Annotated in this window: 17 protein-coding genes, 1 tRNA gene and 1 riboswitch (1 of these 19 cut by a window edge); of the genes, 5 read left to right on the top strand and 13 right to left on the bottom strand. The window is 61.6% G+C overall.

Annotation, left to right across the window (positions count from 1 at the left end; genetic code table 11):
- From QZL63_RS08640 to QZL63_RS08630, 3 genes are all read right to left on the bottom strand, one after another.
- Positions 1–349: 2Fe-2S iron-sulfur cluster-binding protein (locus tag QZL63_RS08640; protein WP_290586588.1), on the bottom strand; the 349-nt coding region annotated here is incomplete at its 3' end.
- Between the two features lie 39 nt (positions 350–388).
- Positions 389–2,335, bottom strand: coding sequence for a fumarate reductase/succinate dehydrogenase flavoprotein subunit (locus QZL63_RS08635; RefSeq protein ID WP_022308919.1), 1,947 nt, complete (start codon positions 2,333–2,335; stop codon positions 389–391).
- Between the two features lie 37 nt (positions 2,336–2,372).
- On the bottom strand, positions 2,373–3,068 hold the full coding sequence (locus QZL63_RS08630) for a succinate dehydrogenase/fumarate reductase cytochrome b subunit b558 family (RefSeq protein ID WP_022308918.1): 696 nt from the start codon (positions 3,066–3,068) through the stop codon (positions 2,373–2,375).
- A gap of 118 nt (positions 3,069–3,186) precedes the next feature.
- On the opposite strand from QZL63_RS08630, the gene QZL63_RS08625 reads away from it, so the two are divergent.
- Together QZL63_RS08625 and QZL63_RS08620 are read left to right on the top strand one after the other, a co-directional pair.
- Positions 3,187–3,720, top strand: a complete 534-nt coding sequence (locus tag QZL63_RS08625) for a 5-formyltetrahydrofolate cyclo-ligase (protein WP_290586584.1) — start codon at positions 3,187–3,189, stop codon at positions 3,718–3,720.
- 38 nt (positions 3,721–3,758) lie between these two features.
- Positions 3,759–4,583: a patatin-like phospholipase family protein gene (locus QZL63_RS08620; protein WP_022308916.1), complete on the top strand. Its 825-nt coding sequence runs from the start codon at positions 3,759–3,761 to the stop codon at positions 4,581–4,583.
- Between the two features lie 343 nt (positions 4,584–4,926).
- Here QZL63_RS08620 and QZL63_RS08615 read toward each other — a convergent pair whose 3' ends face one another.
- Both QZL63_RS08615 and QZL63_RS08610 read right to left on the bottom strand, forming a co-directional pair.
- Positions 4,927–6,306: a DUF5723 family protein gene (locus QZL63_RS08615; RefSeq protein ID WP_022308915.1), complete on the bottom strand. Its 1,380-nt coding sequence runs from the start codon at positions 6,304–6,306 to the stop codon at positions 4,927–4,929.
- A 13-nt stretch (positions 6,307–6,319) separates the two neighbouring features.
- On the bottom strand, positions 6,320–7,249 hold the full coding sequence (locus QZL63_RS08610) for a hypothetical protein (RefSeq protein WP_022308914.1): 930 nt from the start codon (positions 7,247–7,249) through the stop codon (positions 6,320–6,322).
- Positions 7,250–7,372: 123 nt separating this feature from the next.
- On the opposite strand from QZL63_RS08610, the gene uvrC reads away from it, so the two are divergent.
- Both uvrC and QZL63_RS08600 read left to right on the top strand, forming a co-directional pair.
- Positions 7,373–9,199: an excinuclease ABC subunit UvrC gene (gene uvrC, locus QZL63_RS08605; protein WP_290586582.1), complete on the top strand. Its 1,827-nt coding sequence runs from the start codon at positions 7,373–7,375 to the stop codon at positions 9,197–9,199.
- A 68-nt stretch (positions 9,200–9,267) separates the two neighbouring features.
- Positions 9,268–9,351, top strand: a tRNA-Leu gene (locus QZL63_RS08600).
- Positions 9,352–9,517: 166 nt separating this feature from the next.
- Here QZL63_RS08600 and QZL63_RS08595 read toward each other — a convergent pair.
- The 8 genes from QZL63_RS08595 to QZL63_RS08560 all read right to left on the bottom strand — a co-directional run bounded on the left by QZL63_RS08595 (position 9,518) and on the right by QZL63_RS08560 (position 24,484).
- Positions 9,518–10,987 carry a fibronectin type III domain-containing protein gene (locus QZL63_RS08595; RefSeq protein ID WP_022308912.1) on the bottom strand — a complete coding sequence of 490 codons (1,470 nt, stop codon included), beginning with the start codon at positions 10,985–10,987 and terminating at the stop codon, positions 9,518–9,520.
- A gap of 29 nt (positions 10,988–11,016) precedes the next feature.
- Positions 11,017–11,880 (bottom strand): glycoside hydrolase family 16 protein, encoded by an 864-nt coding sequence (locus tag QZL63_RS08590; protein ID WP_022308911.1) that lies wholly within the window; start codon positions 11,878–11,880, stop codon positions 11,017–11,019.
- A 79-nt stretch (positions 11,881–11,959) separates the two neighbouring features.
- Positions 11,960–12,967 carry a fibronectin type III domain-containing protein gene (locus QZL63_RS08585; RefSeq protein ID WP_022308910.1) on the bottom strand — a complete coding sequence of 336 codons (1,008 nt, stop codon included), beginning with the start codon at positions 12,965–12,967 and terminating at the stop codon, positions 11,960–11,962.
- A 51-nt stretch (positions 12,968–13,018) separates the two neighbouring features.
- A complete protein-coding gene (locus QZL63_RS08580; protein WP_022308909.1) occupies positions 13,019–14,560 on the bottom strand; it encodes a RagB/SusD family nutrient uptake outer membrane protein in 1,542 nt (513 codons plus the stop codon).
- An 11-nt stretch (positions 14,561–14,571) separates the two neighbouring features.
- On the bottom strand, positions 14,572–17,694 hold the full coding sequence (locus QZL63_RS08575) for a SusC/RagA family TonB-linked outer membrane protein (RefSeq protein ID WP_022308908.1): 3,123 nt from the start codon (positions 17,692–17,694) through the stop codon (positions 14,572–14,574).
- Between the two features lie 10 nt (positions 17,695–17,704).
- Positions 17,705–19,966, bottom strand: a complete 2,262-nt coding sequence (bglX, locus tag QZL63_RS08570; RefSeq protein WP_022308907.1) for a beta-glucosidase BglX — start codon at positions 19,964–19,966, stop codon at positions 17,705–17,707.
- A 231-nt stretch (positions 19,967–20,197) separates the two neighbouring features.
- On the bottom strand, positions 20,198–21,910 hold the full coding sequence (locus tag QZL63_RS08565) for a DUF6377 domain-containing protein (protein ID WP_022308906.1): 1,713 nt from the start codon (positions 21,908–21,910) through the stop codon (positions 20,198–20,200).
- Between the two features lie 375 nt (positions 21,911–22,285).
- Positions 22,286–22,489, bottom strand: a riboswitch (cobalamin riboswitch).
- A gap of 120 nt (positions 22,490–22,609) precedes the next feature.
- Positions 22,610–24,484: a beta-N-acetylhexosaminidase gene (locus QZL63_RS08560; RefSeq protein WP_022308905.1), complete on the bottom strand. Its 1,875-nt coding sequence runs from the start codon at positions 24,482–24,484 to the stop codon at positions 22,610–22,612.
- A gap of 83 nt (positions 24,485–24,567) precedes the next feature.
- Here QZL63_RS08560 and QZL63_RS08555 point away from each other — a divergent pair, with 83 nt between their 5' ends.
- A protein-coding gene (locus tag QZL63_RS08555) for a glycosyltransferase family 39 protein (RefSeq protein ID WP_022308904.1) crosses the window boundary here: on the top strand, positions 24,568–25,113 show its 5' end (the start). It continues 1,296 nt past the right edge of the window; only the first 546 of its 1,842 coding nucleotides appear in the window; the start codon lies at positions 24,568–24,570; its stop codon lies off the right edge, out of view.

The raw sequence follows: 25,113 nt of genomic DNA, 5'->3' as shown, positions 1-25,113 counted from the left end.
GGTTCACCACGAGGTCCTTGATGACGGGGAACGCAGCCGAACGCCACGGCTCGATGGTGATCGTTGCGCCGTCCTTGAACTTGCGCATGTAGATCTGGCAGGTCGTGGCTGCCTGGCCGGGGCCGTGTGCATGTCCGTCGATGTGGAGCGAGCACATGCCGCAGATACCCTCACGGCAGTCGTGGTCGAAAGCCACGGGCTCCTTACCCTCGTGGATGAGGTTGTTGTTCAGGATGTCGAGCATCTCGAGGAACGAGGTGTCGGCCGAAATGTTCTCGACCTTGTACGTTTCGAAAGCGCCCTTCGACTTGGCGTCCTTTTGACGCCATATCTTTAATGTAAAATTCATGGTTACGATTCGATATTAAAGTTCAACGTCAAAATAGCCTTAGTCCTTGTAGTTGCGCTGTGCCGGGTGTACGAACTCGAAGTTCAGCGGCTCCTTGGTCATCTCCGGAACCTGGTCCATGCCCTTGTACTCCCAGACGGCGGCGTATACGAAGTTCTCGTCATCGCGCTTGGCTTCGCCCTCTTCGGTCTGGTGCTCGACGCGGAAGTGGCCGCCGCACGACTCCTCGCGAAGGAGTGCGTCGCGGGCCATCAACTCGCCCAGCTCGAGGAAGTCGGCCAGACGGATCGCCTTCTCCAATTCGACGTTGAAATCGTTCTCCTTGCCCACGACCTTCACATCCTTCCAGAACTCCTTGCGCAGGGCCTGGATCTCCTTGATGGCCTTTTCGAGCGACTCCTTGGTACGGGCCATGCCGACGTTCTCCCACATGATGTGGCCCAGCTTCTTGTGGATGTCGTCCACCGACTGCTTGCCCTGGATCGAGAGCAGCTTGGCGATCTTCTCGCGGACGGCTTTCTCGGCCTCGTCGAAGGCCTTGGTGTCGGTCTTCACCTTCGGGGCCTGGATCTTGTGCGAGAGGTAGTCGCCGATGGTGTAGGGCAGCACGAAGTATCCGTCGGCCAGACCCTGCATCAGGGCCGAAGCTCCCAGACGGTTGGCTCCGTGGTCCGAGAAGTTGGCCTCGCCGATGGCGTACAGGCCCGGGATCGTGGTCATCAGGTTGTAGTCCACCCAGATGCCGCCCATCGTGTAGTGTACGGCCGGGAAGATCTGCATCGGCTGCTCGTAGGGGCTTACGTCGGTGATCTCCTCGTACATGTCGAACAGGTTGCCGTAGCGCTGCTTGATGATGTCCTTGCCCAGACGCTCGATGGCGGTCTTGAAGTCGAGGAACACGGCCAGACCCGTCTCGTTCACGCCGTAGCCGGCGTCGCAGCGCTCCTTGGCGGCACGCGAAGCCACGTCACGCGGCACGAGGTTTCCGAAGGCCGGGTAGCGGCGCTCCAGATAGTAGTCGCGGTCCTCCTCGGCGATGTCCGACGGTTTCTTGGCTCCCGAGCGGATGGCCTTCACGTCCTCGAGCTTCTTGGGAACCCAGATGCGGCCGTCGTTACGCAGCGACTCCGACATGAGGGTCAGCTTCGACTGCTGGTCGCCGTGTACGGGGATACACGTCGGGTGGATCTGCGTGAAGCAGGGGTTGGCGAAACCAGCACCCTTGCGGTAGCACTGGAATGCGGCTGAACCGTTCGAGGCCATGGCGTTCGTCGAGAGGAAGAATACGTTGCCGTAACCGCCCGTGGCGAGTACGACGGCGTGTGCGCCGTGGCGCTCGATCTCGCCCGTCACGAGGTTGCGGGCGATGATGCCGCGAGCCTCACCGTCCTCGATGACCAGGTCGAGCATCTCGTGGCGGGGGTAGCTCTTCACCGACCCTGCGGCGATCTCCTTGTTCAGGGCTGCATATGCGCCCAGCAGCAGCTGCTGTCCGGTCTGGCCGCGGGCGTAGAAAGTACGCGATACCTGCGCGCCGCCGAACGAACGGTTGGCCAGCAGACCGCCGTACTCACGGGCGAAGGGAACGCCCTGGGCGACGCACTGGTCGATGATCAGGTTCGAGACCTCGGCCAGACGGTAGACGTTGGCCTCGCGGGCGCGGTAGTCGCCGCCCTTGATCGTATCGTAGAAGAGCCGGTATACGGAGTCGTTGTCGTTCTGGTAGTTCTTGGCCGCATTGATACCGCCCTGCGCTGCGATCGAGTGTGCGCGGCGGGGGGAATCCTGGATGCAGAACACCTTGACGTTGTAGCCCAGTTCGCCGAGCGAAGCGGCTGCGGAGGCGCCTCCCAGACCGGTTCCGACGACGATGATGTCGAGCTTGCGCTTGTTGGCGGGGCTTACGACCTTGATAGCTGCCTTATGGTTGCTCCACTTTTCTGCGAGAGCGCCGGCAGGAATTTTAGCATCTAATTTTAAAGCCATATCGTTTGTGTGTTTGTTGTTCTACAATCGGGGATGATTAGCAGGCGCCTGCCAGACAGGGGCAGAAGAAGTAGCAGAGCACCACGGCGGCGAAGCCGAGGAATACGATCGTTGCCACGATGTTGGCGATGCACTTCAGGCGGGGATACCACGTGTCGTTGGCCCAGCCCACGGTCTGGAACATCGACCACACGCCGTGCGTGAGGTGGAACCACAGGGCGGCGAACCATACGAGGTAGAGCACCACGTAGTACCACTGCGAGAAGGTGTATGCGATCAGTGCGGCGCCGTCGGTCACGGCCAGACCCAGCGAGTTGGTGTGCTCGCCCATGATCTCGACGAGCTGCATCTTCGCCCAGAAGTTGTAGAGGTGCAGACCCATGCCGAGCAGTACGATGACACCCAGTACGAGCATGTTCTTCGAGGCCCAGGCCACACCCGGCTCCTTGACGGTGACGGCGTAACGCTGCGAGCCGCGGGCGCGGTAGTTGTTCAGCGTGAGGATGATGGCGTAGATGAAGTGGATCACCACACCGGCAGCCAGCACCACCGTACCGGCCAGTGCATACCAGTTTGCGCCGAGGAACCCGCAGATTGCGTTGTAGCCTTCGGGCGAGATGATCGCCGTGACGTTCATCGACATGTGGAAGAGGATGAAGAGCACGAGGAAGCAACCCGTCACGCTCATTACTAACTTCTTGCCAAGCGAGGAATTAGATAGAAAACAGCTCATAATGGTTTAAATTTGTTATATTTGTTAATGATTTGTGTTTTCGTGAGGCAAATATAGCCATTGTTCGCGTAATAACAATGAAAACGGACGGGAATTTTGCGTCCGAAAGGAGGGTTTTATGACGAAAAACGAACTGCGTCGGGAGATGAAGCGGCGCAACCTTTCGCTCTCGGCCGAAGAGCGGGCCGAGGCTTCGGGCCGGATCTTTGCAGGGGTGGCCTCGACGGCCGCTTTTGCGGCGGCCCGGACCGTGGCGCTCTACTGCGCGCTGCCCGACGAACCGGCCACCGAAGGGGTGCTGCAGGGTTGGGCGTCGTCGAAGCGGCTGGTCGTGCCGCGGGTCGAGGGCGATGCGATGCGTTTCTTCGACTACGATGCGGCGACGCTGGTGCGCGGGGCCTTCGGCATCGCCGAACCGGGGCCGTCGGCCCGCGAGTGTCCGCCCGGTCGGATCGACCTGATCGTCGTACCCGGCACGGCTTTTACGGAGGCCGGGGCGCGGATGGGTCGCGGGCGCGGCTACTATGACCGTTACCTCGCGCAGCCGGGGTTCCGGGCCGTGAAGGTCGGGGTATGCTTCGCCCACCAGTTGGTCGGCGGGCTCGAAACCGAGCCGCACGACGTGCCGATGGACCTCGTTGTGGCGGGGTGATCCGCCGCGGCCGGATTTATAGTTTAAAGGAATGATTTATGGAGCAGAAACGGAGAGTCGCGCTCGTGTTGGGCGGCGGCGGTGCGCGGGGCATCGCGCATATCGGCGCCATTGAGGAGTTGGAGCGTCAGGGTTTCGAGGTGAGCGCCGTGGCGGGCACCTCGATGGGTGCGTTGGTCGGGGGCATGTATGCCTCGGGCCATCTCGGACCGTTCAAGGAGTGGATGTGTGCGCTGGACCGCTACAAGGTGTTCGGCCTGGTCGATTTCACCCTCAGCTCCGAGGGGCTGGTGAAGGGAGACCGCGTGATGCGGGCCATGCAGGAGCTGGTCCCCGACGTGCGGATCGAGCAGATGCCGGTGCCGTTTGCGGCTGTTGCGGCCGATCTGGTGACGGGCCGCGAAGTGGTGTTCGACCGGGGCGGGCTCTACGATGCCATCCGGGCCTCGATCTCGATCCCGTCGGTATTCCGTCCTGTCCACCGCGACGGGATGGTGCTCGTCGATGGCGGCATGGTCAATCCCGTGCCCTACGACCGTGTGCGGCGCAGCGAGGGGGACTTGCTGGTTGCCGTGGACGTCTGTGCGCCGTTTGGCGGCGATCCGGCTTTCCGGGCCCGCATGTCGCTCAACCACTACAAGGTGCTGGTCACCTCGTCGCAGATCATGCAGCAGCGGATCGCCTCGCTGCAGCGCCGCCTGTGTCCTCCCGACATCCTCGTGGAGATGCCGGCCGATCGCTTCAGCATGTTCGAATTCTACCGCTCGGCGGAGATTGTCGAGGCGGGACGCGAGGCGATGCGTGCGGCCCTCGGCCGTTTTGCCGAACGGGCGTCGGATGGCATGGAATTTGTTGAGGCATAAAGAAGTTGCGGCGGCCCGTTTTTTTGAAGAATTCAAAAAGAGAAAAAGTAGTGACGCAACTTCACACAGATTTTTGAGGCCGCCGCAACGGATTTCCGATCCGGGGAGGTTCCGCACGCTTCCCCGGTTTTTCCGTGAACAAAGATAACCAAAGAATCGATTGCCGCAACGGGTTTGCCCGAATGTGGCATGCGTATGCCCGAATGGCGGAACTCCCCGGCCTTTGCGCGTCATTTTGCGGCTTTTTCAAGGGGGATTCTTTCGGGCGGGTAGAATCATGCACCCCGGATTTCCCAGTCAAGGGAGATCCGGGGTGCGTGATTCGTTGTCGTGATGCGGCGGACTATCTGGCCTCGCAGCAATAGTCGGGACGGTGGCGCAGTCCGCGTTTGCCGATCGGTATGCCCAGTCCGAGGGTGACGTTCATCGAGCTCTGTTTGATCGGCACCCACTGGGGCGTGTGTTTGGCCGTCAGGATGTCGGTGGCGACGAAGAAGTTGATCCAGCTCGGGCAGAGGTTCAGCGCCAGCCCGAATGCACCGCCGCGGCTGCCGATCACCGAGTAGCTTCCCGTGAGCTGGAACCAGTAGATCGGGCGGAAGTTCACCGCGCCGGTGATGTTGTGCAGGGGCTTGTATTCCCAGAAGCGCATCGAGTAGAGCACGCCGACGCTGGCGCGGTTCTGCCACATCCGGTATTCGAGGCCGGCGTTCACCGAGGCGCGGAGCGCCCGGGTTGCGGAGCGGGCCTCCTCCTTGCGGAACTCGAGGACGTCGAGGTCGAAGTCTGGCAGCTCCGAGACCGTACCGCCCTCGACGGTGGTTCCCGTGAACTCGAGGTTTTTGGACGAGGTTCCGGAGAGGTTGTTCCCCTTGCCCCAGCTGATGAATCCCAGGTCATTGACCGCCAGTGAGGCCTGCAGGTCGGGCAGGATGTCGTAGGTGGCGCCCAGATCGACGGCGAATCCGTATCCGGCCGGTGAGGTCGGTTGGAGTTCGATGTCGTTGAATTTGTAGATCTGTTCGCCGGCCGCGTTCTCTTCGGTCGTAGCGGTCAGCCCCGAGGCCGAAATGTCGAGGCTTCCTGCGGCATCGACGGCCCAGCGATCGTCCTGGAGCGAGACGTCGAAGCGGTCGAACGAGAGCCTTCCCCGAGCCATTCCCGCCAGGAATTTTCCGCGCACGCCGATGTAGAGCCGGTCGTCGAGCAACGGGAACGAGTAGGAGAATGCCGCTTCGAGGTAGGAGTCCGCAGCCACGCCGATATCGCGGATCGAGCCTTCGTGGCCGTTTTTGATGAAGTCGAAGAGTGAGTAGGGGAGGTTCACCTCGGCGCTGGTGCGGAGACTCAGGCCGAAGGACCAGAAGTCCTTGCGGTTCCGGGCATAGGCACCGAATCCGATGAGGTTGATGTAGGTGTCGGCGCCGAGCAGGTTCTGGGTCTTGAGTCCCGAGAGCGCTTCGGCGGACGATACCGAACTGTCGATCAGCGTCACGAGTTTGCCGTTGCGGGGGTAGAGGACCTTGTCGAGCGAGATGTTGCCGCTCGTGCTGACGTTCAGGGAGCCTATGCCCGGGATATTGACGTAGCCGCGCAGCGGGGCGAAGGCCGGGTTGAGCTGGCTGCGGAAGGTCGAGCCTTCCATGAAATAGGCGGTTGGGTTCTGGGCCGCGAGGCTGCCTGCCAGGAGCAGGGCGAAGAAGAGCGAGTAGAGTTTCTTCATGTCGGAAGGCGTTTTAGAGGTTGAGTTTCAGTCCGCCGCGCTTGAGCAGGCGCAGGTCGATGGTCAGCTGGCTGTCGGCCGCATCGTCGAATCCCAGGTCGCGGTAGTAGGTGAGCAGCGTCACGGGGATGCGGACCGTGATGCCGCCGACGAGTTGCCGCAGGTCGTCGCCGAAGAGCTGCGTCTGCGGAATTCCGGAGTCGGGGCTGGCGGCCTCGACATCGAATTCGAACGTGATGTCGGTAGGCGTAAAGGTCGGTGCGACATGCACCGTCACCGGCAGGCGGCTGGCTACCGAGCCGTAGAGGTGAAGCGTATTGCGGGCGTCGGGCGTCCCCTCGGGATCGAGGTTGTCGCAGAGCATGTCGATCACCGACTCATCGATGCCCAGAGCGTCGATCGTGTACTCCACCGGGTCGATGTGGATCGAGGTGAGATAGTCCGTGGCAGCTTCGCCGATGCGTGCCTCGAGCTCGCCGGCGAGCTCCTCCGATGCGAAGATCCGTCCGAATGCCGCAGCATAGGCATTCGGGTCGGGATGCGCGGGATCAAGCCCGAGCACCGGGGCGAAGCTGGCGTAGTACTGCTCGTAGCTGAGGGCGATCACGGCATTGAGTTTCGCATCGTTCGTATGCATCTCGGCGACGGTCGCAGCGATGAGCTGGGTTCGGTAGTCCGGGTCGCTGTCGAGCCGGACCAGGTCTACGGCCGTCGCAGCGGTCGGCAACCAGATGTCGGCCTCGTCGAAGATGGCCTGGATCTCTTTCCCGTCGGCCGCGAGGTCGGCCATCGGCACGAGGACGGTCATCAGCGGCATCCGGAACTCGGAGTCGTCGTTCCCGATGGCCACGTCGCCGGTCTCGATCTGCGACAGATCGTATGCCTTGTCCGTGCACGATAGGGCGAATGCTCCGCAAAGGAGCAGAATCACAAGTTTTTTCATTGTTTTACAGGGTGTGGATTTATGTCGGTGCAAAAATATGCGATTTGGAGAAATAAAACAAAAAATCGGATGTTTTTGACCAAATTGTAATAATCCCCCATCTTTTGTATTTTTGCAGCGACGATGGCATCATCCGACCGATACGACAAACTAAAGGAGCAGGTGGCGCTGCTGCCGCTCTCGCCCGGGGTCTACCAGTTCGTGGACCGCACGGGTACGATCATCTATGTGGGCAAGGCCAAGAGCCTGCGCAAGCGGGTCTCCTCCTACTTCGTGCAGTCGAAGGAGCACAGTGCCAAGGTCCGCGTCATGGTGCGGCAGATCGTCGAGATCCGCCACATCGTCGTGGGAAGCGAGACCGATGCGCTGCTGCTCGAGAACTCCCTGATCAAGAGCCTGCAGCCGCGCTACAACATCCTGCTCAAGGACGACAAGACCTATCCGTGGATCGTCGTCCGCCGCGAGCCGTTTCCCCGCGTGCTGTCCACGCGCCAGCTCGTGCGCGACGGTTCGCAGTACTTCGGTCCCTACGGTTCGGTGATGATGCAGCACAGCGTGCTGGACTTCATCCGCGAGGTGGTCCCGCTGCGGACCTGCAAACTGAACCTCTCGCCCGAGCAGATCGCGCGCGGACGCTATACGGTCTGCCTGCAGTACCACCTGGGCAACTGCAAGGGCCCCTGCATCGGGGCGCAGAGCGAGGAGGAGTACGGCCGCCTGGTGGATATGGTCACTTCGGTGCTGCGGGGCGACCTGCGTCCGGTGCGCCAATACCTCGAGGGGGAGATGTCGCGAGCCGCCGCGGAGTTGCGCTTCGAGGTGGCGCAACGCTACAAGCAGCGGATCGACGCCCTGGACAACTATGCGGGCCGTTCGGTGATCGTCAGTGCGAAGATCGTCGATGTGGATGTCTTCTCGCTGCTGCCCGACGACGATGTGGTGTGGTGCAACTTCGTCCGCATTCGCCACGGCTCGGTGGTGGGCGTCTCGACCGTGAAGCTCTCGCCGGGCGTCGGGGCCGACGAGCGGGACATGCTGACGCTGGCCATCCAGCACATCGTCGAACAGATCGGCGGCGGGGTGCTGGCCCGCGAGGTGATAGTCCCCTTCCTGCCCTCGACTACGCTGCTCTTCGACGGTGTGACCTTCACCGTACCCAAGCGGGGCGAGAAACTCGAACTGCTGGAGTTCTCGCAGAAGAGCGCGCGCATCTACCGGGCCGAGCAGCTGAAGAATCTGGAGATCCGCAACCCCGAGCGGCATACCGAGCGGCTGATGAACGCCCTGCAGGAGGCGCTGCGTCTCGACCGGCCGCCCCGCCATATCGAGTGCTTCGACAATTCGAACCTGCAGGGGGCCCATCCCGTCGCCTCGTGCGTGGTCTTCCGCGACGGAAAGCCTTCGCGCAAGGAGTACCGCCACTTCAACATCAAAACCGTGGTCGGACCGGACGATTACGCCTCGATGCGCGAGGTGGTCTATCGTCGCTACAGCCGTCTGCATGCTGAGGGGGCCGAACTCCCCGATCTGGTCATCGCCGACGGAGGCAAGGGGCAGATGGGGGTGATCCACGAGGTGCTCGAGGCCCTGGGGCTCGATATCCCGATTGCCGGACTGGCCAAGGACGACCGGCACCGCACGGCAGAGCTCTACTGCGGCTATCCGCCGCTGCTGGTGGGGCTTCGACCCACCTCGCCGCTGTTTCACTTCCTGACCTCGATCCAGGACGAGGTGCACCGCTTCGCCATCTCGTTCCATCGCCAGAAGCGGAGCCGGGCGTTTATCCACAGCGAACTGGAGCAGATCGAAGGCATCGGACAGAAGACGATCGAGACGCTGCTGCACCATTTCCGCACGGTGGAGAAGGTCCGCACGGCCAACCCCGAGGAGCTGGCCGGAGTGGTCGGTCCGGCGCGTGCGAAAAAAATCAGGGAGTACTTCGAAAAGTAGCCGATTTTTTTGAAATATAACGAAATTCACCTATCTTTGCCGTCCCGATTCGCTGCTCTGCAGCATCAGCCCGGATGGCGGAATCGGTAGACGCGTTGGTCTCAAACACCAATGACAGCAATGTCGTGCCGGTTCGACCCCGGCTCCGGGTACGAAAAAGCAACTGCTTGTTGAACAGGCGGTTGCTTTTATTTTACCCCTTTCCTCCCAGAAAACGGGATCTCGGGAGTGTGCGGACATGACATCATGTAAAAAACGCCCCTGACGACTGTAAGTCGGCAGGGGCGTTTCCTTGTCGCGTTGCGGAGTGCAGCCCGGTTACTCCTTCACGTAGAGCCGCACGTAATCGACGTACATGGAAGCGGGGCCGTCGTTGAGCGCCGTGATCTGCGCCGGGTCGTAGAGGCCCGGGAAGTTGCCGCCGACGGCCAGGTTGAAGAGAATGAAGTTGGGCTTGTGGAAGTAGTTGCCCACGTGCAGTTCGTTGCTCTCGTAGCCTGCGGTCCGGGTGATCGTCATGCGGAAGTAGGGCTCCCGGTTGGGATCCTCGTCGAGGTCGTAGTACATGGCCAGTTCGTCCTCGGTCCAGATGCAGGTGTAGAGGTGGAAATCGTCCTGCATGCCGTAGGGCGCCGTCGTGTCGCGCGAGTAGTCGCCCTTGTTGTTCCAAGCCGGGCCCCAGTGGCAGGCTCCGTTGAAGAAGCGGTCCTGTGTGCCCTGGGCCATTCCGGTGGCGTGGCCCATCTCGACGATGTCCGTTTCGCCGCAGGCGGGCCATCCCACCTGGTCGTAGTCGTCGCCCATCAGCCAGAATGCAGGCCACAGTCCGTTGGCCGTCTTCGGCATGCGGATCAGCGCGTCGAGCCGGCCGTAGGTGAAGCTGTACTTGCCCTTCGAATTGATGCGTCCCGAGGTGAACTGACGGTTCTGGTAGTTTTCGCGCGTGGCTGTCAGGATCAGGCAGTTGCGGCCGCTCTCCGGTTCAGTGCCCACGCTGACGCCCCGCTCGCAGTAGTACTGCAGCTCGTTGTTGCCGCCTCCCGAGCCATTGACCTCGATGTTCCAGATCGATTCGTCGAGTGTGTTGCCGTCGAACTCGTCGGACCATACCAGCCTGTAGCCTTCGGGTGCGTCCTCCGACCCTGTCCCTTCGGAGCTGGTCCTTACGCGGATTTCGCTCCATTCCGAGGCTGCATAGCTTCCTGCCTTGGATTCGGCGCGGACTCGTATCGTGTAGGTGGTTGCGGGGTTGAGCTGCGAGCAGGTGACCTGCAGCTCCTCGGTCGAGGTTTCCTGGCCGCCGTCGAGTGTCCAGGTGTAGTAGTCGGCGTGCTCGACGGCCTCCCAGGCGACGGTGAATCCCGTCTGCGTCACCGAAGAGGTCGGGGCCGTCAGGGTCGGGGCGTCGAGCTGCGTCACCTGGCTCGACGAGTAGGTTTTCACGCGGATTTCGCTCCAATCGGAGGCTTCAGCCGTATCCGACAGCGCGCGTACGCCCGCCGTGTAGGAGGTGGCTTCGGCCAGTCCGGTGAAGGTGTATTCGGTGTCCTGTACCGTGGTCAGTACCTCACCGTCGAGGCGTATTTCATACGAGTCGGCTCCGCTGACGGAGCTCCAGTAGATTCCGAACCGGTCGATCCCGATGGAATTGGCCGTGAGCATCGTGGTCGGGGCTGCAAGTTGCCCGCCGGACTGATCGTCTTCGTTACACGAGACGGCTGCGAGCGACAGCATCAGCCACCATCCGAGGGTCGCCATCTGGCAAATGGAGTGTTTGAGTTGGGACATGTTGTTTTCTGCTTGTTGGGGTTTGGGTATCAGGATGCGGTGTTCGGGGTCCACATGCGGACGTAATCGACCTTCATGATGACCTCGTCGTCGAAGATGGCGTCATCGACCTGGCCGCCCATCGTACCGCCGATGGCCAGGTTGAGGATCACATAGAAGTAGTTGTCGAAGGGCCATTCGGCCATGTCGGCATTCCGGGGCTGGTACTTCCATGCCGATCGTTCACCATTGACGTAAAACGAGATGCATCCGGATTCATCGTCGCTCTCCTGCTCCCAGAGGAGTCCGTAGGTGTTCCAGCTTCCCTCGGCTTCGGCCAGGGCCGTCGAGGCGTTCCAGTTCCGTCCGTTGTTGCCGTTGGCATTCTGCGTGTGCAGGGCATGGGTCACCTGTCCGGGGGTCTTGCCGACGTGTTCCATGATGTCGATCTCGCCGCAGCGGGGCCACGACGAGGCACCGGTGCCCATCATCCAGAATGCGGGCCAGGTGCCCTGACCGGCCGGCAGCCAGATGCGGGCCTCGATGTAGCCGTATTTGATCTGCACCTTGCCCTGGGTGTTGATGCGCGCCGAGGTGTATTCGCGGTTCTCCATCGGCTCCTTGCGGGCCTCGATCACCAGACAGCCCTCCTCCACGCGCAGGTTCTCGCTGCGGTCGGTGTAGTACTGGAGCTCCTGGTTGGCTGCGACGCCCGTTTCGACGTTCCAGTTCAGCGGGTTCAGTTCGTCGGAGTCGAACTCCTCGGCCCAGTACAGCGAATACCCTTCGATCGGGGCCTCCGGGCTGTCGGGATCGGTCGGTGGTGGTGTCGTGCCGTCGTCGTCGTTGCCACAGGCCGTGGGCAGGAGCCACAACGAGGCGAGTGCGGCAGTCGTAATCAGCAGTTTTTTCATGTGCTCGTCGGTTTTCGGTTTTTAGTGAAACAGCGGGTACGTTCAAACCCGCTGTTCCTGTGTGTCGGACCCTGGGTCCTTACTTCTTGTAGATAAATACGGCGTCGATCTGCAGCGACTGGGGCATCGTGCCGTCGTCGGGCTGCGTGATGGCCATGATGTTCAGGCCGGTGTTGCCCGACGTGTCGGGCGAGAGGCTGCTCAGGATGTCGGCGTTGTAATTGAGGCCCTTGTCATAGAAAACCTGGATCGGCACCTCGATCTCGTACCACTCGCCGTCGCGAGTGAATCCGTACTCGCCCTCGACGTCTACGATGATCGGGCATCCGTCGATTACGCCGTCATAGAGCTTCACGGCATAGTTGCCCGTGTTGGTGCCCTTCCAGGCCATGTGGAGGTAGTAGTTCTCCGGCTCGGCGGAGATGTCGGCGAGCTTCTTGATGTTGTCGAGGTTCGTCGAGAAGAAACCGGCGCCGAACCAGCCGAGGCCCGTGTTGATCGACATGTTCACCCAGTCGGTGACCACTCCGTAGAAGTTGGGACCTGCGCAGGTGCCTCCCGTGAAGCCGCCGGCCCAGTCATAGAGGAAGCAGTCTACCTCGTTGGGGCGGAAGTCGGCCACGACCTTGTCCTTGATCGTCTCGTAGGTCTCGGTGTCGAGGCTGATCAGGTAGTAGTTGCTGCCCGAGAGCGACGATGTGCCTTCGCCGCCTTCGCCGCCGCCTTCACCGCTCTCGTCCGAGGTCGTGAACGAGCAGGTGCCGACCTTCGAAGCCTCGTAGGCCTCCGTGTCGCCCGGGATGGCGCGTACGCCGACCGTGTAGCTCGTGCCGGCCGTCAGCGAGGAGAGGCTCACCGAGGGCGAGGTGACGGTCTGTACGGTGGCTCCGTCGAGCTGCACCTCATACGAGGCGGCGTTCGAGATGGCGCTCCACGTTACGGTGGCCGAGGTGGTGGTGATCGTGCTCTCGTCTACCGCCGGTGCCGGGGTGTCGAGCTGAATCTTCGACGTCGAGTCGTCGCTGTCGTTGCAGCCGACGAATGCCGTGGCTACGAGGGCCATCAGCAGAAATTTCACAGTTTTCATGGTCGTTTTAAGTTTTTTGAATGGAACAATAAGTGGTTGTGTCAATTCGGATCAATAGCCCGGGTTCTGGGTCAGGCCGCCCAGCCGCACCTCCTCCGAGGGAATCGGCATCAGTTCGTGCTTGCCGGCGATGAAGGTGCCCATCTGTGCGCGGGCCTCCTCGCTTTCGGCAGCCATGTAGGCGTTCATCGTCTCGCCGACGATTCCCCAGCGGCAGAGGTCGAACCAGCGGTGTCCCTCCATGGCCAGCTCCACGCGCCGCTCGTGGCGCAGGTTCTCGCGCGTGAGGTCCACTTCGGAGAGCCCGACGCGGGCGCGGACCCGGTTGAGTGCGTTGCGTCCGGCCCCAAGGTCGGTATTGCTTTCCAGGCAGGCCTCGGCGTACATGAGCAGTACGTCGGCATAGCGGATCTGTTTGTTGTTGATCGGCGAACGAGTCTCGTGCGAGAGACGGTAGGGGGCTCCGCCGTTGTCGGTCATCATGGCATACTTCCGGTTGAGGTAGCGGTTGCCCAGGTAGATCTCCTCCGAAGGGGTCACCATCTGGTCATCCGCGGGGTTGATGATCGTGGCCTCGCGGCGCGGGTCGTTCTCCTCGAACTCGTCGTAGAGGTCCTGCGTGGGGTGGTTGAAGCCCCATCCGGCCCCGGTCGTGGCGATGAGCGTCGAGCGCGAACGCGTGAGGATCGTCGTCATCGTACCGCGGGTGTATCCGTATCCCTCGCCGTAGTCGGACTGCGGATCCTCCATGTACTGGATCTCGAAGACCGATTCGGGCCCGTTCTCGCCGGCCAGCGTGAAGTTGTCCTCGTAGTTGGTGCAAAGCGAGTATTCGCCCTCTTCGTCCCCCATCTTGAGAAGTTCGGCGCCCCAGGTCCGGGCTGTATCGTAGTCCTTCACGTAGAGGTTTACCTTGAGCAGCATGGCCAGAGCGGCGCCGCGTGTGGCGCGTCCCATGTCTTCATCGGCATACTCGCTCTTCTTCCAGAGCCGGCTCTGGGCGTTGTCCAGGTCGGAGAGGATCAGGGTGTAGATCTCGTCGGCCGTGGCGCGGGGCTGCCGCCAGTCGTCGGACGAGGTGATCGGGGCCTCGACCTTCGGCACCCCGCCGAACATGCGCACCAGACGGAAGTAGTAGTAGGCGCGCAAGAAGTAGGCCTCGCCGATGAGCCGCTCCCTGGTCTTTTCGTCCATGGTCTCGTCCGTCTCCATGCCGGGGACGTTTGCAAGGACGAGGTTGCAGCGGCCGATGCCCTGGAACTGGGCCCGGTAGAAGTCGAGCAGCAGGGTGTTCGTCGATACCGTCTTGAAGTTCTCGATGTCGTAGGCGTCGGCCATGTCGCCGATGTTCTGTCCGCCCTTGAGCGCATCGTCCGAGGCGACGTCACCGATGAACCACTCGCAGAAATAGGTGTTGTTGAACTCCCAGGAGAGCGGCACGTAGGCGGCATTGACGGTCTGTATAGCCGTCTCCCCGCTGGTGAAGAAGTCTCCGAGTTCGGTCGTTCCGGGCCCCTTCTCGGTCAGCCAGTCGGTACACGATGCCAGGCCCAGAGCCGCGAAAAGCGTGATGATATGCAAGGTTCGTTTCATCGTAGTCGGTTTTAGAAGTTGATGTTGGTGCCGAAGAGGAACGTCCGCGACTGGGGATAGTTGCCGTAATCGACTCCCCCCCCCACTTCGGGGTCATATCCCGTGTATCCGGTGAGCGTGAAGAGGTTGCTTACCGAGACGTAGAAGCGCCAGCGGTTCATGTGCATGCGGTCGGTCCAGCGCTTGGGCAGCGTGTAGCCCAGCGTGAGCTCCTTGAGGCGCAGGTAGGATCCGTCCTCCACGTAGCGGCTCGACGAAACGGTGTTGCGCGAGCTGCCGTAGGGGTTGGGAATCGACCCGTTGGGGTTGCTCTTCGACCACACGTCGCGCATCGTGGTGCTGAGCGTGGCTTCGGTGCCCTTGCCTTCGGTGCGGAGCCGCACGGCGTTGTAGATCTCGTTGCCGTAGACACCTTGGAAGAAGACCGTCAGGTCGAGTCCTCGCCACGAAGCACCCAGGTTCAAGCCGTAGGTCAGCCACGGGAAGGGGTTGCCGATGGCCACCAGGTCGTCGTCGTCGATGATGCCGTCGCCGTTCTGGTCCTTGTAGCGGGCGTCGCCGGCGTGCTCGGTGATGGCCACGGGATCGACTCCGAACTGGTGATCAACAGCCTCCTGGTCGGTGCGGTAGATGCCTTCGTACTCATAGCCCCAGAAGGAGTAGAGCGGGAGACCCTCGTCGCAGATGGTATAGTCGCCGTAGACGCGCTCGCCGCCGTTGAGGGCCGTCAGCCGGTTGCGGATGAACGAGACGTTTCCGTTGATCTCGTAGTCGAACTCACCGATGCGGTTGGCATGGCCGAGGGTGATCTCGATACCCTGGTTGCGGACCGTTCCGACGTTGGCCGTCGGGGCGTGGAGGTTGCCGACATGAGCCGGAGCCGTCACGCTCAGGAGCATGTCCTTTGTGTCACGCAGGAAGAGGTCCACGGTACCCGTGAGCTTGTTGTTCCACAGTCCGAAGTCCACGCCGAGATCCCACTGCTCGGTGGTCTCCCACTTGCCGCCCGTATTGACGTAGGTCAGTACGGTGGCTCCGGCTGCGATTTCGGGGTTGATGCCGAAGGGGTATCCGACGAACGTCGGTCCCGAGTTGAAAATCGTCTGCAGGAAGGCGTTGTCGCCGATCTTGTCGTTTCCGATCTGTCCCCAACCCAGACGCAGCTTGAGGTTGTTGAGGACATCGCTGTTGCGCAGCCACGGCTCCTCGTTGATGCGCCAGGCCACGGCCGTCGAGGGAAAGTAGCCCCAGAGGTTTTCGGGGAACTTCGACGAGGCGTCGGCGCGGAAGTTTACCGTGATCAGGTAGCGGTTGTCGTAGGAGTAGTGCAGACGTCCGAGCATCGAGAACATGCGGGTTCGGGCTGCCGAGTCGCCGGCTTCGGTGCGGTCTTCGGTCGCCTGGTTCAGGTACCAGTTGTTGTCCGTCGGGTTGGCGATCGATGCACCCGAGCCGCCGATGTAGTAGTAGTTGTACTCCTCGGTCGTCTGTCCCACCATGGCCGTCAGGCTGTGCTTGCCCCAGTCGTGCATGTAGGTGAGGGTGTTTTCGTAGCGCATGGTCTGTGCGCGGGACATGCTGCGCGAGATGAAGTTCTTCTCGTTCTTGTCGTAGGACGAATACTCGTACTGGTCCTTGAACGTCCGGCTCATGGTGTTCGTGAGGTCCATGCTGACCTCGGAGTGGAGGCGCAGCCCCTTGATGGGTTCGATGTCGAGGTAGACGTTGCCTACCCAGCGCTCGTCCTTGTCGAGCGGGTGGGTGTGCTCGACCATCGAGAGGGGATTGGTCACGTTCTTGAAGTTCGACGAAGCGGCAATGCGCCCGCTGAGGTCTTCGCCCAGGTTGTTCACGCTTCCCTCGGGGTAGCGTACCGGGTCCCACGGGGCCATGGCCAGTGCGGCCGAGAGGATCGAGGCGCCGGGGCTCGAGTTGTTGTTCATGGCGTTGCGGCCCTGCGAGTTCGAGAAGGAGATGTTCTCGCCGACCTTCAGCCACTTGGTCAGCTGGTAGGAGGTGTTCGAGCGGAGGGTGAGTCGTTCGAAATCCGATCCGATGATCGTACCTTCCTGCGTGAAGTAGCTGGCGCTCAGTGCGTAGGTCGATTTGTCCGAACCGCCCGAGGCGCTGATGTGGTAATTCTGGATAATGGCGTTGGGCTTGAATACCTCATCCTGCCAGTCGGTTTCGATCGAGCTGTAGTCGAGTCCGTCGGGGTTCGACGCGGACTTGACGACGGGGTAGTACGACGAACTGCCGAGACGGTAGGCCGAGAGCCACGAGTTGAATCCGTTCTTGTTGAAGTAGTCGATCTGCGACTGCGTTCCCTCGAGGTTGATGATCGTCTGTGCAAACTCGTCGCGACCCATCAGATCGAGTTTGTTCCAGCGGTTCTGGATGCCGACGTAGGCGTTGAAGTCGATGTTGATCTTCGACCCGGCCTTGCCGCTTTTGGTCGTCACGATGATCACGCCGTTGGCGCCGCGCGAACCGTAGATGGCCGTTGCGGAGGCGTCCTTGAGGATTTCGGTCGAGGCGATGTCCTGCGGATTGACGAACGAGATGTCGTCGGTGATGACGCCGTCCACGACGTAGATCGGCGAGCTGTCATTGACCGTGCCGATACCGCGGATGCGGACCTCGGCCGATGCACCGGGCTGACCCGACGAGGCGTTGATCGTCACGCCTGCGGCCCGGCCCTGCAGGGCCTGGTCGAGGCCTGCGGCGGGGGGCTTCTGGAGCTGCTCGGGGGTGATGGAGGCCACGGCTCCCGTCACGTCGCTCTTGCGCATGACGCCGTATCCGATGGCTACGACCTCTTCGAGTTCGAGGCTGCTGGCCGAGAGGCGGACGTTGAGCATCGTCTGTCCGGCGGCGACCGTATGGACCTGGGTCTCGTAACCTATGTAGCTGAACGACAGTTTTACCGGGTTCCCGTTGTCGGGAACGGCCAGCTGCCAGGAGCCGTCGGCGTTCGAGGAGGTTCCTTGTGTCGTTCCCTCGATCAGCACGGTTACACCGATGAGCGGCTGTCCGTCGTCGGAGGAGACGACAGTCCCTTGGATCTGCCGCGTCTGGGCTCTCAGCCCGGAAGAGATCAGCAGCAGACAGATCAGTAGTTTGAACTTGTTCATAGGGTTGGTTTTAGTTTATTGTAAAAGTAACGGAGTTTCCCGATTGGCTGTCTCCGGCGATCCAGAGGTCGAACGTGCCGGGTTCGACGCGTTTCTGCATGTCGAGGCCCCAGAAGGCGAGGTCTTCGGCCGGGAGTTCGAACTCCACGGTGCGGCTCTGGCCGGGCTCGAGCGTGATGCGGTCGAATGCCTTGAGCTCCTTGACGGGGCGCACGGTCGATCCCACGCGGTCGCGGACGTAGAGCTGCACGACCTCGGTGGCAGTGCGCTTTCCGGTGTTGGTCAGGCGGCACGAGGCGCGGATGGTCTCGGTCGGCAGGTAGGCCTCCTTGTCGAGCTGCAGGTCGGCATATTCGAAGGTCGAGTAGGAGAGTCCGAACCCGAAGGGGAAGAGCGGCCCGAAGCCGGCGTCGAGGTGGTAGGAGGTGCATCCGAGCGAGGTCTGTCCGGCCCCCACGGGGATTTCGTCCAGCAGCAGTTCATTGCCGGCGGCCGGACGGCCGGTCATGTTGCGCGCGTAGTAGATCGGAATCTGTCCGGTGGCAACGGGGAAGGTGACGGGCAGTTTGCCGCTCGGTACGGCGTTGCCGAAGATCAGGTCGATCAGTGCCGGTCCGCCCATCGTTCCCGGGTGGAAGGAGTAGAGCAGGGCGTCGGTGTTCGCGAGGTCGCGTGCGATCGTCAGCGGGCGTCCGGCCATGACGACCGTGACGACGGGTTTTCCGCTGCGGCGGGCCGCGGCGATCAGTTCGCTCTGCGACCCCTGCAGGTTGAGGTCGGCCAGGCAGTGGGCTTCGCCCGAGAGGATGGCCTCTTCACCGACGAAGAGCAGTATGGCGTCGTATGAGGCGGCCTGGGCCGTGAAGGCGGCCAGTTTGGCGGCCGTAACCTTTTCGCGGCTGTATGCGGCTACGGGGTTGTACCCGATGTGCAGCCGGTCGCCGTAGGCTGCACGGATGGCGGCCAGCGGGGTGACCGTGTGGTCGGGCTCGCCGTCGAAGGTCCAGGTGCCCAATTGCTCGGCAGGGGCGTCGGCCATCGGGCCGGCGACCAATACGCTGCGCAGCGCCGAGGCGTCAAGCGGCAGGATGTTGCCCTCGTTGCGGAGCAGGACGGCCGACTCCTCGGCCGTGCGGCGGGCTGCCTCGAGATGTTCGGGAGCGTAGGTCACCCGGGCGATGCGGGCGGTGTCGATATAGGGGTTTTCGAAGAGTCCGAGGCGGAACTTCACGCGCAGGATGTTGCGCACGGCCTCATCGAGCCGCCGCTCGTCCACCGTACCTTCATCGATCAGATCCTTGAGGTGGAGCGAGAAGACATGCGACATCATGTCCATGTCCACGCCGGCGTTGATCGCCTTCATGGCAGCATCCTTCGTGTCGGCGGCGAATCCGTGCGAGACCATCTCGCCGGCCGAGTTCCAGTCCGTTACGACCATTCCGTCGAATCCCCACTCGTTGCGGAGCACCTCTTCGAGCAGGAAGCGGTTGCCCGTCGAGGGAATGCCGTCGTTGTCGTTGAACGAGGTCATCAGGGTCATGGCGCCGTTGCGGACGGCCTGTTCGAAGGGCGGTAGGTAGACGTTGCGCAGCTGCCGTTCGGTCAGGTTGGTCGAATTGTAGTCCCGGCCGCTCTCGCTGGCTCCGTAGCCCACGAAGTGCTTGGCGCATGCGGCGATGGAGGTCGGGTCGTCCGCACCTTCGCCCTGATATCCTCTTACCATGGCGGCTCCCATGGCCGAGGTCAGACAGGGATCCTCGCCTGCCGATTCGGCGATGCGGCCCCAGCGCGGGTCGCGCGAGATGTCGAGCATCGGAGAGAAGGTCCAGCGGATGCCGGCGGCCGAAGCCTCGATGGCTGCGATGCGGGCCCCCTGTTCGACCAGTGCGGGGTCGAACGTTGCGGCCTGTCCGAGCGGAATGGGAAAGACGGTGCGGAATCCGTGGATCACGTCGCGGGCGATCAGAAGCGGAATGCCCAGACGACTCTGTTCGACGGCGGCCCGTTGCAGGGTGTTGATGTCGGCGGGATCGACGACGTTGAGCAGGGAGCCGATCTCCCCGTTGCGGATCTTTTCGCAGAGCTCTTCGGTCGTTCCGTAGACGGTGAGCTGGTTCGTCTGCCCGATTTTCTCCTCGACGGTCATGCGGGAGATGAGTTCGTCGATACGCTTTTCGATCTGCGCATCGGCCGTGTTCCGCCGGTTGGAATCCGACTGGCAGGAGGCGAGAATCAGGACGCCGCTCAATAAAATAAGTATGCGTGCGATCATGGCTTTAGGCTGATGTTTTTCGTTTTTGTAAAATTACCCGAAAACGGAGCCGCAAGCAATCGAGTACAATGAATAAGTGGATGAAAGTGGACGGATGTTTGGTCTTAATATGTTGATATTCCGGTTTTTACTGCCTGTGCTGTCCGGTGGAAAAAGTGGATGCCTTAGGGGCGTCGTACAGCGACGGACACCCCGCATCCGGGGTGTCCGTCGCTGTTTCGGCCGCTTGTGTCAGTCGGAATTCCGTGCTTGGGCGGGGGGCTGTACGTCGGTGTCGTTTTCACCGGAGAACGACCCGATTTTTTTGACGCGCTCCTCGAAGTCGGCGCGCGAGACGCAGGCGTTGCCCTTTACCTTTGCCCGGTAGTTGTAGATCGTATTGACCGAGTAGCGGAGCAGGGCGGCGATCTTTGACGAGTCGGTGATGCCGAGGCGGATCAGGGCGAAGATCCGCAATTCGGTGTTCAACTCGCCGTTCTTGGGCTCGATCCGGGCTTCGGAATGGAGCAGGGAGTTGAACTCCTCGACGAAATTCGGATAGAGGCGCAGGAACACCTCGTCGAAGGTGCGGTAGAACTCCTCGACGCGCGAGTCGATCATCGACGGGGAGTTGAGCTCCTGCAACAGATCCTTGGCCGAGCCGGACGTGAGCCGTTTGCGGATGTGGTTACGGAACTCCTTGAAACGGTCGATGTTGTCCGAACAGATGCCCAGGAACAGACCTATGTACTCCTCCTTGACGGCGTTCGATTCCCTCAGTTCGTTGTTGAGCGCCGTTTTGCTTTCATTGAGTTCGGAGAGGCGGCGGATGTATTCGTTCATCCGACGGTTGTTCTCCTCGAGTTCGAGCCGCATCTGTTCGGAGCGTCTCTTCTGGCGAATTTCGAGTACGGCGATGCCGCAGGCAAACAGAAAGAGGATCGACGAGGCGATACCGAGTCCCGTGCTGATGCGTATCTGGCGCGTTTTCTGCTCCAGATAGGAGGTTTCGATGCGGGGCAGTACGGTGGCTATCTGCCAGGGACGCAGCCGGGCATTGTAGAACTGGGCGTCATCCATCGATACCTTGAGGTAGCGGAACGCCCGCTGTACGTCGTTCTGCGAGGCGAAGAGGATTTGCGAGAGCAGACAGATCGAGGCGTTGTCGCGCGTGGCCGACTGCAGGTCGGCCGTAGCCGAACGTGCCAGCCAGCAGATCTGTGCGTCGGCATGGCCGAGGAATCCCTCGATCAGTGCCTTTGTGTAGGCATACCCTGCGTAGGCGTGCGAGGAGGACTGTTCCCGTTCAAGCAGCCGGTCGATCACCTCCCCGGCTTCGCGATACCGTTTTTCGCCCATGAGTTTATCCGCCAGATGGCGCTGGTGGATGTCCGAATCGGAGGGGTAGAATGCGAGAACCTGATCCATATAGTAGTGGCGCGATGCAGAGGCTTGTCTGACCAGGTCTGGGTTCGTGAAGTATTCGACTGCGGCATTGCAGAAGCGCAGCCGGGTGACGTAGTATCTTCCCAGAAGCGGTCCGGTTAATTCGGTGGTGTCGATTTGTCGGTCGAGCAGGTCCGCCGCCTCGAGGTAGTATCCGGCCGAAGTGTAGAGGTCGGCAATTTTGATGCGGGTTTCGTTGATCCGCCCGGGATATCTGTTCCGTAGCGCAAGATCGAGGTTGGCGCGCAGGTAGTGGAGGGTCGAGTCAAACTGGTATGCGGCGTAGGTGTCGGCCAGCAGACTCTGCATGCCATAGAGTTGGTCCGGATTGTCGTGACGCGATTCGAGCAGTTTCGCGAGTTCCCGGATGCGGTCCTGTTTCAGGTCATTGTACACCGAGTATTGCTCGATGGCGTGGTCGAGCCGCATCAGATCACTCTTGGAGTTCTCGGACTGATGTGCGGAGACCGTCCGGTGTAGCGGCAGGATCGACAGCAGGATGATGATGGACAGACGCATGGAACTTACGGGGATTTTGGAATGAAAACTCCGTAGCAAAAATAGGAATTAAAACCGAAAGCTGAAATTTTCGGACCTTTTTTCTTGCGGCGGCGGACCGCATGCCGCCCTGCGGGAGCCGGAGTTATGTTGTAAGGCAGACAACGTTCGACTAATCTCTAAATGCTCCGGCTCCGCAAACGGCACTGTTTCCGATTCGGCTTTGTCGGGTACGGGTGCGGTTTCGCCCAACGGGCCCGTGCCGGCGCGCAGTGCGCATGCTTCGGGCGGGACCGCAACGGTCCGTACGTGTTTCATGTCGGGAGACGGGAGCGATGTCGATGGAGAAAGACGGATATATTCGTCCATGCGATTCCGACCCGAAAACCCGCGGGTGCAAATCCTCATGTCGTGGCAGGTCTTCTGACTCGTCCCGCCCGCAACGCCTTCCCGGCCGTCGTCGGCCAGTGGCAAAGAGTGTTGCGGGGCTCTCCTTTTCGGAGCGGGGACTCACAGCAGCGAGTACTGTTCCGGATTCGCACCGGATTCCCTATTGTCCCGTCCGTCCGGCGGACGGGAACCATGACGATGCAAAGATAGTTTTTTTTCGTTTCGTCGGTGCGTTCCGTGTGCAAAAAAACGCAAAAAAAGCCCCGGACCCGCCGGACGCGGGGTCCGGGACGTGATCCGGGGCAGGGGCTGTGCCTTGTCCGGGTGCGGCTACTCCTCTTTTTCGGCTGTCGGAGCGAAGGTCTTGGAGAAGGTGCGCGTCGGGATCTCCTCGCGGAAGACGGCGGCCTTCACGGTATACTCCTTGTCAAGCGCGATCGGGTCGGTGTAGACCGGGCTTTCGGCCGTCGGTTCGCTGCCGTCGAGCGTATAGTGGATCGGGGTCTGGTCGATGGTCGAGAGTACGATCTCCTCGGCGCCCGTCTCCGCGTTCTTTTCGGTGAGGCCCGTCACACCGAAGACCGTCGTGGCGTAGTTGAGACCCATGCGATCATAGATCTGCAGCATGTGGGGCAGGGCCTGGGCGAAGCGCGTCCATTCGCGCGTGCCGCGGTCGCACCACTGTACTTCGCTCAGTGCGGCCACGCGCGGCAGGAGCATGTACTCGAGCTGTTCGTTGGTGGGGATGTACTCGGTCCAGAGGTTGGCCTGTACACCGATGATGTATTTGCCATAGTCATTGACCAGCGAGTCGGGCACCGGCTCGTAGGAGTAGAGCTTCTCGACGGGCACGTATCCGCCGATGTTGAGCGGCTCGTTCTCGGGGTCCGAAGCCTGGCAGTAGTCCAGATAGCAGTAGGTCGTGGGGGTCATGATGGCGTCGTGGCCCATCTTGGCCGCATAGATGCCGCCCTCGGTGCCGCGCCACGACATGACGGTGGCGTTGGGGGCGAGCTCGCCCTCGAGAATCTCGTCCCATCCGATGATGCGTCGTCCGTGCTCGTTGAGGAACTTCTCGATGCGGGCCGTCACATAGCTCTGGAGGTAGTGCTCGGCCGAATGGCGGTCGTCGTCCTTCAGACCGAGCGCCTTGATACGGGCCTGGCAGGCGGGGCACTTCTCCCAGCGGGTCTTGGGGCACTCGTCGCCGCCGATGTGGATGTATTCCGAGGGGAAGAGCTCCATGACCTCCGTGAGCACGTTCTCGAGGAACTCGAAGGTCTTCTCCTTGCCCGGGCAGAGAACATCCTCGAAGACGCCCCAGCCGGTCTCCACCTCGTAGGGGCCGCCCGTGCAGCCCAGTTCGGGATAGCAGGCCAGCGCTGCAAGCATGTGGCCCGGCAGGTCGATCTCCGGAACCACCGTGATGCCGCGGGCTGCGGCGTAGGCCACCACTTCGCGGATCTCGTCCTGCGTGTAGTATCCGCCGTAGGGAACGTTGTCGCACGAACCCCACTGCTTCTCAATCATCGTACCCTTGCGCTTGCTGCCGAACTCGGTGAGTTTCGGGTAACGCTTGATCTCGATGCGCCAGCCCTGGTCCTCGGTCAGGTGCCAGTGCAGCGTGTTGAGCTTGTGCACCACCATCATGTCGATCACCTTCTCGACCTGCTTGGTGTCGAAGAAGTGGCGGGCGACGTCGAGGTGCAGGCCGCGGTAGCCGAAGCGGGGGGCGTCCTCGATCGATACGCACGGGATTTCCCACTTGTCGGAAGGAGCCGCCTCGCCGCCGTACACGGCAGCCGGGAGCAGCTGCTTGAGGGTCTGTATGCCGTAGATGAATCCGGGCAGCGACGAGGCGCGGAGCGTGGCGCCGGCCTGTGTCACCTCAAGGGCGTAGTGCTCGGCCGGGAGCGTTTCATCGACCCGGAAGCAGAAGCCACCCTCTTCGGGGGCGGCCGAATAGGCCACTTCGGCCTGCGTGCCGGCCACCTCGGCCATGCGTGCCGCGAAGTCGGCCACGATGGCGCGCGTAGGCTCGTCCATCTTCTCGTCGGCGGCGAATGCGGCGCCGGCCACGGCGAAGGAGCCCGAGCGGGGGGTCAGGTGGTTGGGGTAGGGGATCAGCTCGTAGGTGTTGGCCACTTTGGAGCAGCAGCTTCCGAGCAGCAGGCACGAGAGCGCCAGTACGGAGAGTTTTTTCATGGGGTACTTTTTAAAAGGTTGATTCTGTATGCAAAATTCGTATTTTTCTCGGAAATTCCTAACAAAGTCGGGCGTTTTTTTCGATGGACGGGACCTTCGTCCTTTCCGGTCCGATTCCGGCGGTCTGCATGCGGGGCGACCGGCGTGTCCCGTTTGTGCGCTCGGGAATTTTTATTACCTTTGTCACCCGTATGATGGAGGCATTTCGCAGAAGATACGCTTCGTTGGGAGCCGATTCGCTCGTGGCTCTGTGGCTCGGGATCTGGTGGGTGTGCAATGTGGCACAGGCCGGTCTTGCGCAACTGGCCAACGACGAGGCCTACTACCACCTGTTCGCCGAACGGCTGGCGTGGGGCTATTTCGATCATCCGCCCGTGACGGCGCTGCTGGTCTGGCTGGGCGAACGCCTCTTCGGCGGCGAGCTGGGCGTGCGTTTCTTCTTCACGGTGCTGCAGCCCCTCTACCTCTGGATCCTGTGGCGGCTGATCCGCCCGGCAGATGCCTCGCGCCGCGATGCGGGGCTTTTCGTGGTCCTTGCGTCCACGACGCTGATGCTCCAGATTTACGGCTTCATCGCCGTGCCCGACGGTCCGCTGCTGATGACCTCCGCGCTCTTCCTGCTGCCTTTC

It is taken from the genome of Alistipes sp. CAG:268, from assembly GCA_000434235.1.
Classification (GTDB): Bacteria; Bacteroidota; Bacteroidia; order Bacteroidales; family Rikenellaceae; genus Alistipes; species Alistipes avistercoris.
This window is presented reverse-complemented; position numbering and strand designations above follow the sequence as displayed.

Bases quoted from the DNA above. Each gene is read 5' to 3' on its own strand.
- QZL63_RS08635 (WP_022308919.1), bottom strand. From the start codon at position 2,335: ATGGCTTTAAAATTAGATGCTAAAATTCCTGCCGGCGCTCTCGCAGAA.
- QZL63_RS08630 (WP_022308918.1), bottom strand. From the start codon at position 3,068: ATGAGCTGTTTTCTATCTAATTCCTCGCTTGGCAAGAAGTTAGTAATG.
- QZL63_RS08625 (WP_290586584.1), top strand. From the start codon at position 3,187: ATGACGAAAAACGAACTGCGTCGGGAGATGAAGCGGCGCAACCTTTCG.
- QZL63_RS08620 (WP_022308916.1), top strand. From the start codon at position 3,759: ATGGAGCAGAAACGGAGAGTCGCGCTCGTGTTGGGCGGCGGCGGTGCG.
- QZL63_RS08615 (WP_022308915.1), bottom strand. From the start codon at position 6,306: ATGAAGAAACTCTACTCGCTCTTCTTCGCCCTGCTCCTGGCAGGCAGC.
- QZL63_RS08610 (WP_022308914.1), bottom strand. From the start codon at position 7,249: ATGAAAAAACTTGTGATTCTGCTCCTTTGCGGAGCATTCGCCCTATCG.
- uvrC (WP_290586582.1), top strand. From the start codon at position 7,373: ATGGCATCATCCGACCGATACGACAAACTAAAGGAGCAGGTGGCGCTG.
- QZL63_RS08595 (WP_022308912.1), bottom strand. From the start codon at position 10,987: ATGTCCCAACTCAAACACTCCATTTGCCAGATGGCGACCCTCGGATGG.
- QZL63_RS08590 (WP_022308911.1), bottom strand. From the start codon at position 11,880: ATGAAAAAACTGCTGATTACGACTGCCGCACTCGCCTCGTTGTGGCTC.
- QZL63_RS08585 (WP_022308910.1), bottom strand. From the start codon at position 12,967: ATGAAAACTGTGAAATTTCTGCTGATGGCCCTCGTAGCCACGGCATTC.
- QZL63_RS08580 (WP_022308909.1), bottom strand. From the start codon at position 14,560: ATGAAACGAACCTTGCATATCATCACGCTTTTCGCGGCTCTGGGCCTG.
- QZL63_RS08575 (WP_022308908.1), bottom strand. From the start codon at position 17,694: ATGAACAAGTTCAAACTACTGATCTGTCTGCTGCTGATCTCTTCCGGG.
- bglX (WP_022308907.1), bottom strand. From the start codon at position 19,966: ATGATCGCACGCATACTTATTTTATTGAGCGGCGTCCTGATTCTCGCC.
- QZL63_RS08565 (WP_022308906.1), bottom strand. From the start codon at position 21,910: ATGCGTCTGTCCATCATCATCCTGCTGTCGATCCTGCCGCTACACCGG.
- QZL63_RS08560 (WP_022308905.1), bottom strand. From the start codon at position 24,484: ATGAAAAAACTCTCCGTACTGGCGCTCTCGTGCCTGCTGCTCGGAAGC.